1 protein-coding gene is annotated in these 19,790 nt (G+C 56.1%); it reads right to left on the reverse strand.

The features are described 5' to 3' along the window. Positions 1-17 precede the first annotated feature (17 nt). Positions 18-19,775, reverse strand: coding sequence for a non-ribosomal peptide synthetase (locus CWB98_RS09985; RefSeq protein WP_138544735.1), 19,758 nt, complete (start codon positions 19,773-19,775; stop codon positions 18-20). Positions 19,776-19,790 lie beyond the last annotated feature (15 nt).

Below are 19,790 nucleotides of genomic sequence, written 5' to 3' on the forward strand. Positions count from 1 at the left end.
CCCGCTTTGTTATCTCCTTAACTCTCCTGCCAGATCTCCCGATAGTGTCTGTCTTCCAGCCACTGGGTAAAGTAAGTATCAAACAAACGCTCCCAGTCGCCTAGCGTGATGTCATAGCGCTCTGTCAGCGCAATAAAGTTGTCCTTATCATACGGGTCCATCGGCATAAAATAGGCTTCAAACAGATATTCGTCGTAGCCAGGGCGTGATGACAATAAGCCCTGCATAATGACCTTATCTTTGCCTTCACGCTGAGCCGCGTAGGCTTCACAGGCACCAATAAACTCGGCTTTATCTGTTTGCGAAAAGTTCAAACCCCGCTCAGCGGCAAAGTCATAAAAGGCCGCAATGCTCAGTGGCGCTGGGTTAGCCACGTGATAGACCTGGTTGCGTTTTTGCGGGTCACTCATGCCCGCGACAATACACGTAGCCGCGCGGTCAACCGGAATAATATCCAGCATGTAGGGGCTCTCAGTCGGGCGCACCTCAATGCTGAGCATCATTTTCAGGATACGGTGGAAGACATCATCCGTGTTACCAATCCCGGTTTTAGATGACCCCGAGATTTCCGAAAAACGGTAAACCGTGTAGGGCACACCGATGAGTGATGCCTGGCGAATGTTTTCTTCCTGCACCCATTTTGACTGACCATACCCGCTGCACAGCAAGGCCGCTTCGTCTGTTGGAATAAAGGACTCACGCGGGTTCACTGAGAAGTGGGAGTCCTTTATCTGGGTGCTGGCGGTGGTGCTGGAGACAAAGTGGATCATCTTCAGCGTGTCCGTACAGCACAGTGTTAGCAGGGCATTGGTACCTGCCACCGACTTTTTAAAAGCAAAGTAGGGCTGGATATGGTTCACATATGACGCCGTATGCACCACATGCTGGATGTTCCGGCACAGTTGTGTCCAGTGCTCGTCGGATACGCCTAATCGGGATTGCTCCATATCACCCGGGACAGGCACAATACGATCAAAATCCAGAGTCAGCGCATACTGCTTGGCATTGTCGGCAATTCGGCTGCGTGCCTGCTCAACGGAGCTGGCACGCACCAGACAGTATATTTTTGCTTTGGTGGTGGCCAGTAGCTCTGCTAGCAGGTGACTGCCTAAAAAGCCCGTTGCTCCAGTAAGCAGCACATGACGGACGTCGCCCTTATAGGCATGCACTATCTCATCGGGCAGCGCCGGCAAGTCAATGCCCGCATCGACAATAAACTCGGGTAACGATGCGTCGTCTTCATGCTGAACCTGGCCATGGGCTTTGTCGATTTCGTCGATCAGGGCCTGAATGGTATTCATGTTCTTAAAGGCATCGGCCTGAATATCAATATTGAGCCGGGCCTTGAGCTGCTGGAAGGTTTTCAGCAATGAGATGGAGTCAAAGCCGTAATCATACAGATCGCAATTCAGATCCAGCTCATCGGGGGTTATTCCCAGCACCTGGCCAACAATGCTCACCACAGTGCCAGCGATATCCTGAGACGCCTCAGTTACTGCCTCTGAACCGTGTTCAAGGCGGGATTGTAGGAGGCGTTTACGCTGTAATAGTGCCATTGTGTTATGCATGATGCGCTCCGGCTCTGTGGTGCAAATGGCCGCCAGGGTGCTGCGCTTGGTGCTGAGCAGCTTGGGCAGTTGTGCAAAGGCATCGTGCATTTGGATCAGCTGATAGCCCTTTTTCTCGGCAAAGCTGTTCTCGATACTTTTCAGCGGGTCATCTGAATGCCAGTAGCCCCAGTTAATTGCCAGGGTCTGACCATGGCGCTGCCGCTTATCTACTTGCTGGTTTCTGGCTCGGGCAAAGGCATTCTGAAAGCCATTGGCGTACGAGTAAGACAGGTGATTCAGGCTGCCAAACACGGCCATGGAAGAGAACAGCACAAAAAAGTCCAGCTCACAGCTGCTGAGCAGGGAGTCCAGCTGCTGCGTGCCTTGTACTTTGACCTGCATTGAGCGGGCAAAGTCGGCCCAGTCGTTTTCTTCTTCCGTGTAGGTGGTGCCGAGGTGAAACACGCCGTTGAGCTGCAATGACTTGTCGCTCAGTAAGTCGCTGAGTGGTTTCAGCCGTTTGGCATCGGCAATATCACATGCCAGGTAATGCACTGTGCCTTTTCCTCTGAGCTGGGTCAGTTGTGGTTGCACGGCTTGCTCATCGCGCCTGCCCAGTAAGATGAGGGTCGCATCAAAGTCTTCCAGCAAGCGCTGGCTCAGTGCCATGCCCAGTTCGCCCAGTGCCCCGGCGATTAGGTAAGTACCGCCATGACGTATTTCATACTCAGGCTTAGCCGTGTCGCTTGCGTCCGGCAGTTGCGTCAGTTGCAGTGCATAGCGCGCAGCATCGCGGTATTGCACTTGATTTGGCTGATGCTCGGTTGCGTTCAGTAAGGTACTGGCAAACTCCTGCAGCAATAATTCGCCCAGACAATCATTCTCATCAAGCTGTTCTAGTAAAGTCCAACTATGTTGTGGATTGCGCAGGTTGTAGCAACGCAGCAGGGCGCTCAGGTCGTCCCGGGTTTCTGTCTGCACGTCTGTCTGAGTGGCATAAAACAGCTGCATTGCGTGATTGTCGTGACGGGCGGTGAGTTGCATCAGCTCGAACAGGGGTTTTATTTGCTGCTGCGGCTCAAGCAATGAACCACAGCCCAGCACAAAAATGGTATCCGGCAGATCTTCAGGATCCAGCGCTGAGTTGTCCAGTTGCTCAAAGCACAGCGAAGTCACCTTACACCCGCTTGCTTGCAGCGGCTTACTGAGGGTTTCAAGCTCGGCCTGGGTGGCTGACACCAGCAAAATATGTCTGTGTGCCAGCTGTGTACTTAGTGATGCCTGCCAGTCCTCTGGCAGATTGAGTGCTGCTGGTTGAAATTGGTTGTCGAGCAGCAGCCAGGGGTTTGTTTGTTCAGTCTCAACCGCTTTTTTGCTGATAAAAGACGTACCAGGCAGGTGCAGCTTTTGCACAGGAGTCGAGTAAAGCGGTTGCCAGCTTGATACCTGGCCGGACTGCCACAGACGCACAATGGCCGCGTATTCATGGTTCTGGTGCAGTGATATCAACTGCTCAGGTGTCAGTTGTTCGCTGGTGTGATTGCTGGTCTTGGAAGCCTGATCAGGCACGGCCCCGCCCAGCACTGTTCGCAGCTCGCTTAATGAGGACACCACCCAGCCGAGTCTGTACGCCTGTGCGGTGCGGCCCAATGCCAAGGTCGCGGCCAGCTGTGTCAGTACCTCAGGCGTGTCAGGTAAAGTCGCGATGTGGTTGGCAAGCTCAGTGACTTTGTGTCCCAGCGCCGCTTTACTGGTGGCCGAGAGCACCACCATCGCCGGGGCGTCTGGCTGAGCTGTGTGTGGCGCTGTGATGTTCGGCTGATACTCTTCGAGCACCACATGGGCATTGACGCCACTGATCCCAAAGGCACTGACGGCAGCTCTGCGCGGCGTATCGCCGTGCTCCCATGGCTGCGCCTGGGTTTGTACCGTGAGCGGTGTATCCTCGAGCGCCAGATAGGGATTAAGTGCCTGCACATGGAGCGACGGCACCAGGGTCTGATGCTTAAGTTGCAGCACAACCTTGATAAGCCCGGCGATACCGGCGGCAATTTCGGTATGACCTATGTTGCTCTTTACTGAGCCCAGCGCACAGCGGGCTGGCCACTGATGCGCATTAAAGGCTGCCTTGAGTGCATCCAGCTCAACCGGATCGCCGAGTGTGGTGCCGGTGCCATGACACTCGATGTAGCTGAGTGTGGCCGGGTTGATGTTGGCGCTGCGCCAGGCTTTATCCAGCAGCTGAGTTTGTGCCCGGGCATTGGGCACGGTAAAGCCCTGTGATTTTCCGCCATGGTTAACCGCCGACCCCAGCAAGGTGGCGTAAATGGCGTCCTGATCGCGCTCGGCTGCCGAGCGTTTTTTCAACATGATCATGCCAACGCCTTCGCCCCGCACTATGCCATCGGCATCGGCAGCAAAGGTTTTGCATCGTCCATCCGGCGACAGCGCACCTATCTCCTGCATGGCCACAGAGGCGGTGGGAGTGTCTATGATATTGACGCCGCCGACAATGGCCTGCTCACATTCACCCATGCGAATGGATGCCATGGCCTTATGTACAGCAACCAGCGATGATGAGCAGGTGGTATCTACCCCTTCGCTCGGGCCGTGCAGGTCGAGGAAGTAGCTCATGCGGTTTGGCGCAAATGCCGGGGAGGTGATCAGCCCTTCGTGATATCCAGACTGACAGCCAATAAATAACCCGGTGCTGGTGCCTGCCAGCGATTTTGGGTCGTATCCGGCATTCTCAATACACTGCCAGACATGCATCATCAGCAGGCTTTCCTGCAACTGAATGCGCTCACACTCTGCCGGGGCAATATTGAAGAATAAAGGGTCAAACTCGGTGTCGCGTCGCAGGCGGCCCAGCCAGTTAATTTCGCCGGGCCAGCTGAGCTCGCGATTGGCCGGCTGTGGCCAGTCGTGGCGGGTCACACAGTCTTTGCCTGTGTTCAGGTTATGCCAGAATTCGTCCAGGTTACTCGCCTCGGGGAAGGCGGCACTGATCCCGACAATGGCGATCGCTTCATCGTTTGAGGCATTCACCGAGGCTTGTTCTGCTGCTGTGTCCGTTGAGCTTGTCTGCGTCTCGCTAGTCGTGGCGATCAGCACATCGCCATACTCGGCGATAATATGGGCTCTGAGGCTGTTCAGGGTCGAGTGCATAAACAGCACGCTGGGTGACAGCTCAAGCTGATAGCGGCTGTTGAGCTGATTGATAAAGGTAATGAAAGCGATGGAATCCGCGCCAAACTCGCCCAGATCGGTATCTCCGTCCAGTGTATCCGGCTGCACGCCGAGTAAAGCCGCCACCATAGTGCTCAGCTGCTCAGTCAGAGCAGCGTCCAGCGCGGCTTCACTGCTAAACTGGGCCGCTGGTGTGGCGGTGTCACTGACTTGCTCATGGTTTGTGTCGGCCGGGGTATATTGCACCAGCGTCTGAGGCTGTTGCAGTGCCCGGTAAAAAGCGTCTATGCCACTGTTGGTGGGCATGGCCGCATCCGTATGGGCAAACTGGGCTTTGCGCTGCATACCGCCGTCTTGCCAGAAAGGCCAGTCAATACTGGCGCTCAGGCCATGACGATTACCGTTGATAACCTGAGCATGACGCTGATTCATATAGCTGTCGAGAAACGCATTGGCCATGGCATAGTCGCCCTGAGAGGCCGCGCCCTGTACGCCACTGAGCCCGGCAAAACAGGCGAAGAAGCGCAGCGGCAGATCCGCAGTGGCCTCATCCAGCGCCACCACGCCCGTGACCTTGGGCGCCAGCACTTGCGCAAAGGAAGTCGGGGTTTTGTTACACAGCAAAGCATCCTGCACTATGCCGGCGGCGTGGATCACGCCATGGAGCGCGCCAAATTCACGTACTACGTCCCGTACCAGCAGCAGGGCATTCATCTTTTGAGCCACGTCCAGCTGTCTATAAACCAGTTGTACCTGACCTTGTTTAAGGTTGCGCAGCTGCGTCTCTACCTGAACGTCATCAGCGGCTCGCCGACCTGTCACGACCACTGTAGTGGCAAACGGTAAAGCGGCCAGTTCGGCAATAAAGTGACGACCAATGCCCCCGAGCCCGCCGGTGATCAGATACACGCCATCGGGTTGCCACGCACTGATCGGGTTCACATCGCTCACCGGTTGATAGTCCAGTACTGTGCGGCTTGTGCCCTGATAAGCAATGACCGAGTCGGGCGCATTGCGGTTATCGGTGAGCAGAGTGTGCAGCGTATCTGAGCTCAGCGTCGGGTCTGCCAGCAACAGCTGTGTGCGCAGCATTGGGTGTTCAATGCTGGCGGTTTTCAGCAGGCCGTGCAGGCAACTGTTGAGGTTAGCCAGCGGCTCGGCCTGAGTGTTGCCTATCACCAGCTGTAATAGAGTCGGCTGTCTGGTTTTAGCGAGCGACTGTATGATGTCGAGCAGCTGAATCCCATAGTCACTAACCTGCTGCTCCGGTGCGTAGTGGCTTGAGCTAAGCACCTGGGTGATGGCACCGGCGACTTCACACTCCGGCAGGTCGCACAGCACCACACAGTGTGACGCTGCACTGCCGGACGCAGCTGTCTCACTGTTTGTCACCACAGGCTGGGTGCGCCACTTGGGTACACTCAGCGTGCATGGGACCAGCTCTTCTGTTTGAGTCTGACTCAGGCCAAGTGTGTACGGCTTCAGATCAAACGGATAAGTGGGCAGGCTCAGTTTGCCTACCTGCTCTCCCTGATACAGGAAGTCCCAGTCTTCAAAGCCGCTGTCCAGCCAGTGGCTCAAAATAGCCTGGTAGTCGCCCTGTGCCAGCCAGCCGGCCGGTGTACCAACGGGAACTGGGTTCAAAGATACTTGCTCACTCCTTGCCAGGTAATGCGTCAACTGGGTTTTAAGCTCGTTTAGAGAAGACACCACAAAGCCTGCGCGATGTGCCATCACCTGGCGACCGGTTTGCAGGGTGTAGGCCAGGCTGACTCTCAGCGCATCATCGCACAGGGTACGCTCAAGCCAGTTCAGCAGCTCGCTCACCTGACGTTGCAACACTGCTGGTGTGGCTGCCGACAGCACCACGATGGAAGGCTGGCTGCTCAATGTATTCTGTGTTTGTGCAACCGGTGCTTCTTCCAAAATGGCATGGGCATTGGTGCCGCCAATGCCAAATGAGCTGACCGCGGCCCGCCTTGGCAACAAAGGGGTTTCCCACAAGCGCGTGCTGTCGACGATATAGAACGGCGAGTTAGCCAGGTCCATATGTGGATTCGGCTCATTGTAGTGCAAGGTGCCGGGCAGCAGTTTGTGGTGCAGCGACAAGCTGGTTTTCACCAGTCCGGTGAGCCCTGCCAGGGTATCTGTGTGGCCCAGGTTCGATTTTACGGCGCCCAGTCCACAATATTGTTTTGCTTCGCTATGCGGCTGATAAACCTGTTGCAGTGCCGCAAATTCAATGGGGTCGCCCAGCGCGGTGCCGGTGCCATGGGCTTCGACATAACTGATACTCGCCGGTGAAACGTCGGCGCTTTGCAGTGCCTGGGTGATCACCTGCATCTGGCCTTCCGTGCCCGGGGCAAAGAAACCGGCCTTGTTGTTGCCATCGTTGTTCACCTTCACCGCCTTAATCAGGCTGTAAATGTGATCGCTATCCTGGGTTGCCTCATCGGCCCGTTTGAGCACCACCACAGAGACGCCATTGCCGCCTATCATGCCATCGGCTTGGGCATCAAAGACTTTGCAGCGCGCATCGGGGGCAAAGTTGAGGCCTTTTTCTATCTTGTATCCTGTGCTGCGCTGCGGGAATAAACAGGCTGCGCCAACAATGGCATAGTCTATGTCACCGGCTTTAAGCGCCGAGCAGGCCAGTGCCAGGGCGCTCAGGGATGAAGAGCAATTGGAGTGCACAAACAGACTTGGGCCGGTCAGACCCAGATGATAGGAAATACTGGTTGCCAGCGTGCCGGGCTGATTCAGCGTCGATGCAACATAGTCCTCGGCATTGAGCACAAACTCCCCGTTGCTGAATTTGTCATACAGGTTAAGGTCGGTCAGGTCGCCGCCAGAGGCGGAAATATACACGCCGGTGTTGGGCATTTGGTCACAGCGATAACCGGCGTCTTCCACCGCTTTCCAGGCATGCAGTAACAGCTGGCGCTGGGCATAGCTCATGGTACGGGCTTGTTTTTCCGAGAGATTAAAAAAGCCGGGGTCGAATTCATCCTGGCCTTCAACCCAGGTATCAAGCCAGATCATAGCTGGGTCTGACTCGGCGCGTTGGCTGTGGCGAACCAGGTTGTTGCCTTCAATGAGGTTTTGCCAGAATGTCTGCGCGTTGGGAGAGTCCGGGTAATGACAGGATAAGCCTATCATGGCAATCGCCTGATCAGCGGTTGTCGGCTTTGCAGGGGGCACCGGCTCTGGTGCTTGAGCAGGCGCTGCAATCGGGCTGGTGACTTTGGTCGATAAATAGTCGCACTGGGCGTTAATGGTACTGTACTGAAACACCTCCGTCAGCGGCAGGTCGATATTGAACTTAGCGCTCAGTTTGGTGGCCAGTACATTGGCCAGCAGGGAGTCGCCCCCAACCGTGAAAAAGGGCGCATCCGGCGCAACCTGACTCACGTCCAGCACATCACACCAGACGGCCGAAACCTCGGCCTGTAGGTTTCGCTCTGGTACGGCTGCGCTGAGGTTTGCTCCCAAAGTTGAGAGGGCGGCCTGCGCGGTGTGTGAGCTAAACGGCAACTGGCTGAGCAGCGCCTGTTTATCCACTTTGCCATTGTTGGTCAGCGGCAGCGCGGGCACGGAGACAAAATACGCTGGTACCATGTACTCGGGCACAAGCTTTAACAACTCGCCACGAATGGCTTCATCGGATAGCGGCACCTGGGTGACCAGGTAGGCCACCAGCACGTCACCATGACGTTTGCTGGCAGCTAGCACGCAGGCGTCCTGAATGGCCGGGTTGCTCAGCAGGGCGTGTTTTACTTCGCCAAGCTCTATGCGGTGTCCACGGATCTGAACCTGATCGTCGCAGCGGCCCAGGTATTCATACTGGCCCTGTGCATTAAGGCGTGCCAGGTCACCGGTACGATAGAGGCGTTCCTCGCTTTGTCCGGCAAGCGGATTAGGGATAAAGCGCTCTGCGGTCAGTACCGCTCTTTGATGATATCCCCGACTGACGCCGCAGCCTCCAACGTACAACTCGCCGGGCTGACCCGCCGCGACAGGACTTTGCTGTTCATCCAGTAAGTACAGGCGATAGCCGGGCAGCGGCTTTCCTATAATGCTCTTGCCCGGGTTCTGTTCGACCAGCTCGCGGGTGATTAGCATCTCGGTGACATGCACGGTGGTTTCTGTGATGCCATACATGTTGACCAGCTTGGGTAGCGGCTGTGCTGCCTCAAACCAGGGCGTGAGTTTACTCAGCTCCAGCGCTTCACCACCAAAGATCACAGTGCGCAGAGAGCGTGTCAGCGCAGGTTGCGCCAGCAAATGCGTCATCAGCGGATAAAACGCCGATGGCGTCTGATTTAAAATGCTTACCTGATTGTCGTGAATAAAGCGTGCGAACGCAGCACTGTCTTTTTTGCAGGCGTCGTCTACGATTACCAGTTTGCCACCATGGGCCAGCGCGCCCCAGATCTCCCATACGGAGAAATCAAACGCAAACGAGTGGAACAGGCACCAGGTATCCTGGACATTAAACCCAAACCCAGGCTGGGTGTTGTTCAGTAAAGCGGTAATGTTGCTATGCTCAACCAGCACGCCTTTGGGCTGACCCGTTGAACCCGAGGTATAAATGATATAGGCCAGCGCTTGCGGTGCCAGAGCTATGCCCGGAGCGGTAACGGGTGCCATCGTGCTGCTTTTTAGGCAGTCACTGAGGCGATACGCCTGGCTATGTGTGACAGGCAGTGTTAGCTCGTCGCTCATCAGTACCAGCGCCGGATCGGCATCGGCCAGAATAAAGCGGGCTCTGTCCTCTGGCGAGTTGGGGTCGACCGGCACGTAGGCACTGCCGGTTTTCAGCACCGCCAGCATGGCAACTATCATTTCCACACTCGGGCGCAACAGCAAAGCAACCCGGCTGCCGGGCCGCGCGCCTTTGGCAATTAAGGTATGGGCCAGCTGGTTGGCCTGCTGCTCCAGTGCCTGATAACTCAGCGTGGCACCGGCAAACGAGAGTGCCGTCTGGGTTGGGTGCTGCGCGGCCTGTAAGGTGAAGTTGTCAACCAAAGTAGCGGGGTTTGCGCTCGGTGTCTGTGACTGACCATCGGGTGGTAAGTCACCGCTAAGCAGCACATCTTCCAGTAGTTGCAGATAATTATCTGCCAGGGTTTGCACGCTATGACGTTCATAAGCGTTGGTCGCAAATTTAAAGGCCAGCTGATAGCTGCCACCCAGCGGGGTGACCTCCAGGCTCAGGTCCAGTTCGGCATCTTGCTGGAATTCTTGCCACAGCGCGCCCAGTAGCGCCTGATTGTCTTCGACCCAGTCGGCCTGAATAAAGTTATGGCAGGCATAGCCTATCTGAAACAGCGGGTGAACACCCAGTATACGCGGCGCATTGACGGCGCTGAGTAGCTCAGACAAGGGCAGGGCGCTGTGACTGATCACGGCGTCCAGCTGTGTCTGATTCGCCCGTGCCTGGCTGACAAAATTTGTGCTGTTATTGCGGGTCAGTGGCAGTGGCAATTGATTCACAAACAGGCCCAGCGACTGCGCCATACTGGCTTTTGGCCGTTGCATCACAGGCGTGCCCAGGATCAGTTCATTGCGACCAGTGAGACGGCTCAGTAACGCCTGAAACACGGTTAAGAAAAACACCGAGGTGCTAAGCTTGTGACGGGCTAAAAACTGCTCGAGTTGCTGCTGCGTGCTGGCTGGCAAGTTGAGCGTCACGCGCGCACTGTTTGGCTCGTCCGGGCTTACTTGCGTTGTGCGTTTTCCAGGCAGGGTCAGTGGTGTGTGCGCAGGATTCAGTGACTGCTGCCAGAATTGTTTTAGCGTGTCTGCACTTGGGCTGGTCAGCAGCTGCTGCTCCCAGTTAAGGTAGTCGAAAAAGCCCTGGTCGGGCGCTGCCGTTGGTGCGCCTTCATGATAGGCCTGCCATAGCTGAGACAGCAGCTGGGTGGCGGAGACCCCATCGATGATCAGATGGTGCAGCACGATCACCATCACATGGCGTGACTGAGCGCCCGACGCCACTTGCCAGGCGCTTGCGCGTAGCAATGGACCTGACAGATCAAAAGGCACTGCAATGGTCTGTTGTATTGCATCAGTCAGGGCTGCCTTAGAGGTCGGTGCCAGAGACGTTTGCTCAATCCGGATTGCATCAGGATGGATCTGTTGCGTGGGTCGGCCATCCGTTTCGTGAATACGCAGGCGCAGCACCGGGTGGCGCTGACAAAGACTGTCCAGCGCTTGTTGCATACGGGCAACGTCCAGGCTGGCAAGCTCGAATACCAGCGGGATATTGTAGCTGCTCAGCGTCGGGTTTTGCTTGTGCAGCAGCCACAGACCCTGCTGGGCTTTTGACAGCGGCAGTTGCCCTAATGGCGTTTGTTGGCTGAGCGGCTCTGCGTGTGTTACCTGCACCGTGGCGATATTGGGTTGCTGTTTAACAAGGTAAGCATGCAACTGGTTGAGGGTTTTCACCTCAAATAACAATGCTGGTGGCAGGGCGTCCAGGCCAAGCTGAGGATCGGCCTCAAGCTGCTGTACGACGGACATCAGCATAATGGAATCAAAGCCCATGTCTCTAAAGTCGAGGTCGTTGTCGAGTTCTTCCATCGGCAGTTTACTGACTTGCGCCACCACGGCTTTAAGGTGGTCCATTAACGCACTATCACTCAGCGCAGCCATGTTATGTGCTGCCGGTATCTGGGTGTCAACCTTGGCTTGCGGGGTTATCCAGCGAGTGAGCTTGTCCGGGTTACCGTATAAAAAGCACTGTTGTGTATGCGGCTTGGCAAACAGCTGATAAAAGGCTTTCAAACCTATGTTATCAGGCATAGCAGCAAGGCCCTGCGAGCGCAGCAAACTTTGCTTAACAGCGTCCATTTGCATGCCGCCTTGTGCCCACAGCGGCCAGTTTACCGACAGGCTCAGGCCATGGCGCTGACCTTGCTCACCCCATTGCTGGCGCTTGAGCATATAGGCATCTAAGAAAGCATTAGCGGTGGCATAATCGGCCTGACCCGGGTTACCTAAGCACGCGGCGATAGATGAAAAGCAGATAAAGAAATCCAGCGGTACTGCTTTGCTGGCCTCATCCAGCGCCATTACCCCTGAGACCTTGGGTGCCAGCACGCGCTGGACCGCCTGCGGAGTTTTGCTTGCAATCAGTTGATCGTCAATCACACCAGCGCTGTGCAAAATTCCGGTCAGGGCACCGTGCTGCGCACCAATGCGGTTAAGCAGCTCAGCACACTGGGTTTGAGTGCTGATATCGGTTTGGTAATAGTGAATTCGGCTTGTATCTCCAAGCATCCCGAGCGATTCAGGCGCGGTGCGACGACCTGTGATAATCACCTGAGCATGGCGGGTTTGAGTCAGGATCTCTTTGGCAAAGCACTGACCCAGCTGGCCAAGGCCGCCGGTGATCAGATACAGGCCATTTTCTTTCCACGGCATCAAAGCGGGCACATCGCTGTGTTGTGGCGTCAGCGTTTGTATCTCGCACTGACCCTGAATAAAACACAGCACTTTGTGCTGGGTATACTGGCTTGCCCGAACAAGGTGCGCCGCAGATTGTGCAGGGGTATCGCTCTGTACCAGCTGCACACTCAGTAAGTGGTGTTCCAGTGCGGCGGTTTTCAGCACCCCTGCCAGCGCCATCAGCAGAGGTTCACCCGCTGGCACGAGCAGCTGGATAAGCAAAGGCTCAGTGGTGCTGGCAAGCTGTTTGACATGTGCAATCAGGGCGATGGTCAGCGCCTCAATACGCTGTGCTGTGTCACCTGATGTATCTTGCAGCACAATGGCATCTGGTATTTTGTTGTGCGGTGCCAGAGTAATGACCTGGCGTTTGCCAGACCAGTTTGCCTGTGAAGTCGCGTCCAGCGCTTGCCACTGCGGGATGAGGTGCAACAGCGAGTCTTCTGCGATGGCCGTCGGGGCCGGTTGCCGGTTCAAGTGGGTGAGTTTGGGTGCTCCGCTGAGCCAGTGTGGTGTGCGGGCAAACGGATAGGTCGGCAGGCGCAGTAAGGTCGGCTGAGCTGAGTAAAATGCAGACCAGTCGAGTTCGGCGCCGACCACCCATAAAGCGAGTAGCTTGTTCAGCTCACCGGCTTGCGTCCAGCGGTTAAAATCGTCTTTGTCCAGCGCTGCCAGAATGGCTTTGCCTTGTTTACTGTTGCCCTGTTTATAGGTGCCCGCTTGCTGATTGGCAAAGTCACTCAGTTGGGTGTGCACCTGGGCCAGGCTGTCGGCAACAAAGGCCATACGACAATCCATGGCTTCGCGCGCGCTTTGCAGCGTATACGCCAGCGCTTCCAGTGCGCTGTCATTCAGTTGCGCCTGAGCGAGCCAGTTCGCCAGTTTGCGGGCTTTGTCGCGCAGCACCTCGGGGGATTTTGCCGACAGTGTGATGATCACCGGCTGTGCGCTGCCTGCTTGCGCTGCGGCTTTTGTCGGCTGATATTCTTCGAGGATCAGGTGTGCATTAGTGCCACTGAAACCAAATGAACTGACACCAGCGCGACGTGGCTGGTCATCCGGCACAGTCCAGGGCTGCGTATCCTGGGCGACATAAAACGGCGTATCCTGCCAGTCGATATGGCTGTTGCCCTGCTGATAATGCAGCGAAGCAGGAATGGTTTTGTGCTGCATGGCCAGCACGGTTTTGATCACACCGGCGACGCCAGCGGCGGTCAGGCAGTGGCCGATGTTGGTTTTGACCGAGCCCAGTGCACAGAACTGGCTGCGCTGGGTCGCTGTACGAAATGCCCGGGTCAGGGCCTGAAATTCAATGGGGTCACCGAGCTTAGTCCCTGTGCCATGGGCCTCAATCAGGCTAAGAGAGTCCGGGGCGATATCAAATTGCTCATATATACGGCTATGTAACTGCTGCTGAGAAACTGAGCTGGGCGCCGTGATCCCGCTGGTGGTGCCGTCCTGGTTGGTGGCTGAAGCTAAAATAACCCCCAGAATATGATCGCCATCACGCTCGGCATCGCTCAGGCGTTTTAATACCACCACACCGACACCTTCTCCTGGCACAAAGCCATTGGCTCTGTCATCAAAAGTATAGCAAGTGCCGTCGGCACTGAGCATGCCCGCCTTGCCGGCATGTTGTGAAAACTGTGACGTGCATAAGGTGGTAACGCCCCCGGCCAATGCTGCGTCTATTTCGCCGTTTTTCAGCGCCTGACAGGCACTGTGCATGGCTACCAGTGACGACGAGCAGGCGGTGTCTATGGCCAGCGCTGGCCCTTTCAGGTTCAGATAATAAGAAACCCGTGCCGGGATCACTGAACCAGCATTGCCCCAGAACAATTGCGCGGGGGCATCCTGGGGTGCCAGCGAGGCGTAGTCGCCCTGCGCACAGCCCAGATAAACGCCGGTATTGCTGCCCGCAGCCTGAGTGATCATATTAGCGTCTTCCAGCGCCCGGTAGGCCTCTTGTAAAAACAGTCGCTGCTGCGGATCCATCACCTCAGCTTCTTGTGGTGTGATGGAGAAAAACGGCGCGTCAAAGCTGGCAATGTCATCCAGCAAGCTGGCGTAGCGACACCAGTTTTGTGCTTCGGGTGACAAGTTGTTCAGATCCCAACGTTGCTGCGCACGCACCGAGGTACGTTTGTTGCTCAGTAGTTCCCAGAACTCGTCCACATTGCTGGCATCACCAAACTGACCACTCATGCCCACGATGGCAATTTTGTCTGCGTTGTTATGACTGGTTTTGTGAGCCGGTTTTACTTCATCTGTAGCGGGTTGAATCGACTTTGGCGCAGCCTGTTGTGTAGTCGCCATCGCAGGCTGCGCTTTGTGCATGAGAGCCATTGCCTTATCGCGGTGCTCAGCCACTATGTGCGCGCTCAGCGTCGCGATGGACGGAAAATCGAACAACAAGGTTGGCGGCAGACTTAGGTTGAAGTGGGCATTGATCTCATCGAGGATCTGAATGGCCAGGATTGAATCCACGCCGTAATCGGCAAACGAGTCATCCGGGTCTAATTCATCCGCCGTCATGCTCAGCGCCTGGCTGGCGATCCCAGCGAGGGTTTGGGCGACGAAATCGCTCAGGGTTGCGCTGTCTGTTGCAGGCTGCGAGTCGGTCTGTGTCTGTTCGGGTTGTTGCATTGCCGTATTGTGGTCTGAAATTGGTGTTGTTTGTTGAGCCGGTTTTGCGCGTTGTTGCACCAGGTGGCCATTGCTTTGCGCGCACAGCACTTGCTGCGGCGATTGAGCGTCTGTGGCAGAGGCTGCCAGCGCGAAGCCATTGCTGCTCAGTAACTGCTGCCAGCGCGGCTGCGACAATAAAGGCGAGCCTGGCAGGCGCAGTGTGGTGTCTTTGCTCAGCCACCAGCCTTCGAGCAGGCCAAAGGTCAGCTGAGTAAACAGCGATGGCTGAGTCACTTCGTTGATTAATAACAGACCACCGCGCTTCAGGCAGGCCTTGGCGTTGTTCAGTGTGGTTAGCATGTCTGCAGTGGCGTGCAACACATTGGTGGCAATCACCACGTCATAGCTGGCTAAGTCAATATGTTGCTCAGCAAGTGGCTTGCTGACGTCAAAATAGGCCGTCTGCACAAAAGGATAGTCCGATTGAAACTGTGCTTTGGCATGGCTGAAAAAGGCTTGCGACAAGTCGGTGTAAGCGTATTCAGTGATGCTAAAATCGCGCAATTCGGGCAGCACTGTGCGCGTGGTGCCGCCGGTGCCTGCGCCAATCTCCAGGATCCTAATGGGCTGCTCACCTAAACTTGCCAGGTAGTGGGTAAGCTGAGTAACCAGTGCCTGATTGGCGTGCATGGCCACCGGGTTATCTCGGTATACCGATTCAACCAGCGCCAGTGAGCCGCCAGGAAACAGCACATCAGTGGCTTTACGCTGGCCGGATAAAATCTCGGGCAGTGCCGCCAGCGCTGCGTTGAGCAGCGCATAGTCATCCTGTTCCAGCACAGTCTGCTCGGCTGGTGGCTCCGGCAGAGTAAGCTCGTCGTCTTGCAGTAATCCTGCCTCGCTCAGGTAGCGTGCGGTTTCCTGCCACCATAATTCGAAGTAAGCCGGCAAGGCTGATAGCGCCTTGGTGCGCTCAGCCGGATGCTGCCAGCCTGCATTAATGAGCGCCTGACACAGCGCATAGAGTATCTCGGTGTCAGCGGATTGAGTACCGAGCGCCAGCGCCGGTGCGGCCAGTTCAGGCTGGAATGCGTTATAGCGACATTCTGAAGAGTAACTGCTGCGTACCAGCGCCGCCTGTGCGCGCTCTGGTGTCATTTTCACCACGCCCACTTGCGTCAGCGATGAAGACATGAACTTTGCCAATGCCGCCATGCCTGATCGCGCGTCGACAGAGCCAATCCCGGCCTGGCGCATTTTACGCTGATAATACGGGTCGCTGACCCGGCCAACGTCGCCCCAGTAACCCCAGTTAACCACCTTGATGGGCAGCTCAGTCCTGGTGGAGCGGGCCAGACTATCCAGATACTGACAGCCCGCAGCATAGTTACTCTGGCCAGGGGCTGGCGAGAAAGACTGCATTGAAGAGAACAGCAGGACGAAGTCGAGCGACAGGCCTTTACACACGCTCAGTAAGGTTTCGCCACTGGTCTGTTTGGCCTGATAAGCTCTCAGGAACTGGGCGTCGTCCATGTTGGCCAGGCTCTGATCTTCCAGATGCAACACAGAATGTACCACGCCATGGAGCTGCCCATAGTCTTGCTTAATGGTGTCCATCACGGCACGCATGGCTGCTTCATCGCAGGCATCGGCCTGAATATACTGCGGTGCAGGGCCCAATTCACCCAGTCGCGCGATGGCCTGCTCAATGTCTTCATTCAGCGCACGGCGGCCAACCCAGACAACTTGTGCCTGATGCTGGCGGATCATCCATTCACTCCAGACCTGGCCCAGGCCACCTGCGCCGCCCAGCACCAGATAGACGCCATCCTGGCGATAGGCTGACTCTCCTGAATCCAGGTAGGTGTGCTCGCAGGCGCTGAAGGTATGCCAAATGTCGTCGCGGTGCGCATAAAAGCCAGCAGGCAAGCGCGTAGTCTGTTGCCAGTGGCTTGTCTCTTCTTTGCATTCAGCACTTAAATCGACAATGCGGACGTGCCAGCGCGGGTATTCCTGAGCCACGCTTTGCAGCAATCCAATCAGCCCAGCGCCATGTGCATTGACGGTTTCGTCATGCACTTGCTGGGTCTGGAAGGTGAGTAAAGTGAGGGCCAGCGGCTCTGTGCCTTTACCTTGTTCTAGTAAGGTTTTTAGGTGAGTAAACAGTTTTAGTGGCTCTGCGTACTCGTCTTTGGCGACCCACAACAGGTGATCAGCAGGTTGCGCCGAGTCTGTACACCAGGCTGGTTTAAGCGACGCGGGCCCCTGATAATCAAAGCGGTGTTGAGTCGTTTCAGCAGGTGGCAGTGCTGTCAGATGCTGCCAGCCAGGGAGTACCGTAAACAGCTGAGTCGCATCGGCATCGCGCGCCATTGAGCGGGTCGAAAATCCGCGCAGGCGCACATACACCTCACCTTGTTCATCGCAGATATCGACATCAAACTTCTGGCTGCTGGCATCAGCATGGGTGGTTTGGGTTGCACAGGCTATCAGTGTTTTACCCGATGGCAGCGGCGTAAGTAATTCAGCCTGTTCCAGTGCAAAGGGCAACCCCGGGCGGGCATCTTGTGCAAAACCCAGCAGGGTATGCAGGGCGCTGTCGAGTAGCTCGGGGGCAAAAGCAAAGTCGGGGGCAATAACCGGGTTGAGTTCGCCCTGTGCCTGTTGGTCTGCCACAGATAATGTGGTGATGCGCTGAAAAGCCGGGCCATAGTCAACGCCTGCGGCGCTAAATTGCTGATATAACTCAGAGGCTGCGACTGTGCGGGCGTCAGACAGTGCTTCGATGGTGTGCGTTGCGATGCCATGCTCTGTGACCTCGGCCTGACCGCTGGCATACACCTGGCGCGCATTACGTGCTTCACGGTATAACTCAAATGTTACCCGATCACCGGTTTGTTTTAGCGACAAATAAACCGGACCGCTCTGCGCGTCGACGGTCACCGGTCTGCGCCAGTTCACCTGACTCAGGCGCAGCGACTGGTTATCCGCCAGCTGGCCCGACAAGGTCATGGCGCCATGGACCATTTCAAGCGTACAGACGCCGGGCAGCATAGCCTGGCCCTGCACCTGATGGTCACGTAAAAAGTACTCATTGCCTGTAAAGTCACTGGCAAAGGTCAGCTCACCCAACGCCGGTATACTGCGATGCAGCAGCGGATGCAGGTGTGAGAGTTGCCCTGCGTCTTCCGCGTCGAGCCAGTAGGGTTTATGCTCAAACGGATAGGCAGGCAAGCTAATACGTTGCGGGCAGAGTTTGCCATAGCAGGTTTGCCAGTCGATGATATCGCCCTGTACCCAGCCGGTTATGCGCGCAGCGAGTGTATCGCGAGTGGCTTCGCTCTGCTCTGCAGTGGCGGCAACTTTACTATAGTGCCAGTCGCCAGCCTCACCGGTAACAAACAGGCTCAGTTGTGCTTTGACAAAAGCCAGCGAGTCTGCCGCAAACCCCATCCGGTGTTTCATCGACTCCCGGCCCACCGTGAGCGTATAACTTAAATCTTGCAGCTCAATCGAGTTATCCGAATCAAGGTAGGCAAGCAAGTCTTCGGCACGCTGCGTGAGCGCAGTCCGGGTTCTCGCCGACAGCAGTATCGGCAGGGCGGTGTCTAACGCTGAGCGCTCTGGATTGAGGTATTGTGGTGATTCTAAGATCACATGGGCATTCACCCCGGCAAAACCAAAGGAGGATATTCCGGCAAGGCGCTGCTCGCCTGCCCAGGACACACACTCGGTGGCTAACTTAAACGGCGATTTCTCCAGAGAGATTTTCGGATTCAGTGTATCGAAGTTTTGCAGCGGCGGCACCTGCTCGTGCTCAAAGGCCAGCAAGGTTTTGATCACCCCGGCAATACCGGCGGCCGACTCTAAATGGCCGATATTGGTTTTCACGGTACTGAGATAGCAAGGTGCATCGGGCGTTTGCTGTTTACTGGCGCGAAACGCGCGTTTCAGGCCCTGGATCTCCAGTGGATCGCCCAGCACGGTGCCGGTGCCATGTAATTCGACAAAGCCAATCTGATCAGAGCCTACCTGGGCATGGTCGATGGCTTGCTGGATCACCCGCGACTGTGAAAACGGGCTCGGTGAGGTCAGGGTATTGGTTTTGCCTGAGTGCCCCACAGCGCTACCTTTGATGATGCCATAGATGGTGGCATTCAGCGCTTTGGCGGTCTCTATCGGTAGCAACAACACCATGCCCACGCCTTCGCCACGGACATAGCCGTCGGCTTCGGCATCTAGGGTTTTACAGCGCCCCTGCGGCGACAGCACGCCCAGCTTACTAAAGCTGACATAGCGGTTTTTGGTGATCAGCAGGTTGACGCCACCAACCAGCGCGGCACTTATTTCGCCAGAGCGAAAGTCATTCATGGCTTTGTGAATGGCCACCAAAGACGAAGAGCAGGCGGTATCGACGGTTTCACTCGGCCCCTGAAAATTGAAATAGTGCGAGATGCGATTAGCAAACACCCCGGTCGACATGCCGGTCAGAAAGTGCGGGTCGATATTGCCGGTCGAAAATTCCTGATAGTCGGTATTGCTGCACCCCAGATAGACGCCGGTGGCGGTATTTTTAAACTGCGATGGCGTGAGCCCCGCATCTTCAAAGCAGGCCCAGGCCAGCTCCATACTCAGGCGCTGCTGGGGATCCATGCTCTGCGCTTCTTTGGGGGAGATGGCAAAAAAGCCGGCATCAAACCCGGCGATATCACCAATAAAGCCGCCCCATTTGCTGATGGACTTTTGCGCCTGTTTATCAGGCTTTGGATCGTAGTATTTTTTCCAGTCCCAGCGCTCACCGGGCACTTCGCTGATACTGCTGATTTTATGACTGAGGTTGTGCCAGAACTGATGTTTGTTATCGGCGCCCGGAAAACGCAGAGACAGGCCGACGATGGCAATATCCGGTGTCTTGTCTGGCAAAGAGGGAGTCTGCGGGTTGTGTTTGCTTGTCATGATCTGTCTCGATAA

Source organism: Pseudoalteromonas rubra (genome assembly GCF_005887115.1).
GTDB lineage: Bacteria > Pseudomonadota > Gammaproteobacteria > Enterobacterales > Alteromonadaceae > Pseudoalteromonas > Pseudoalteromonas rubra_F.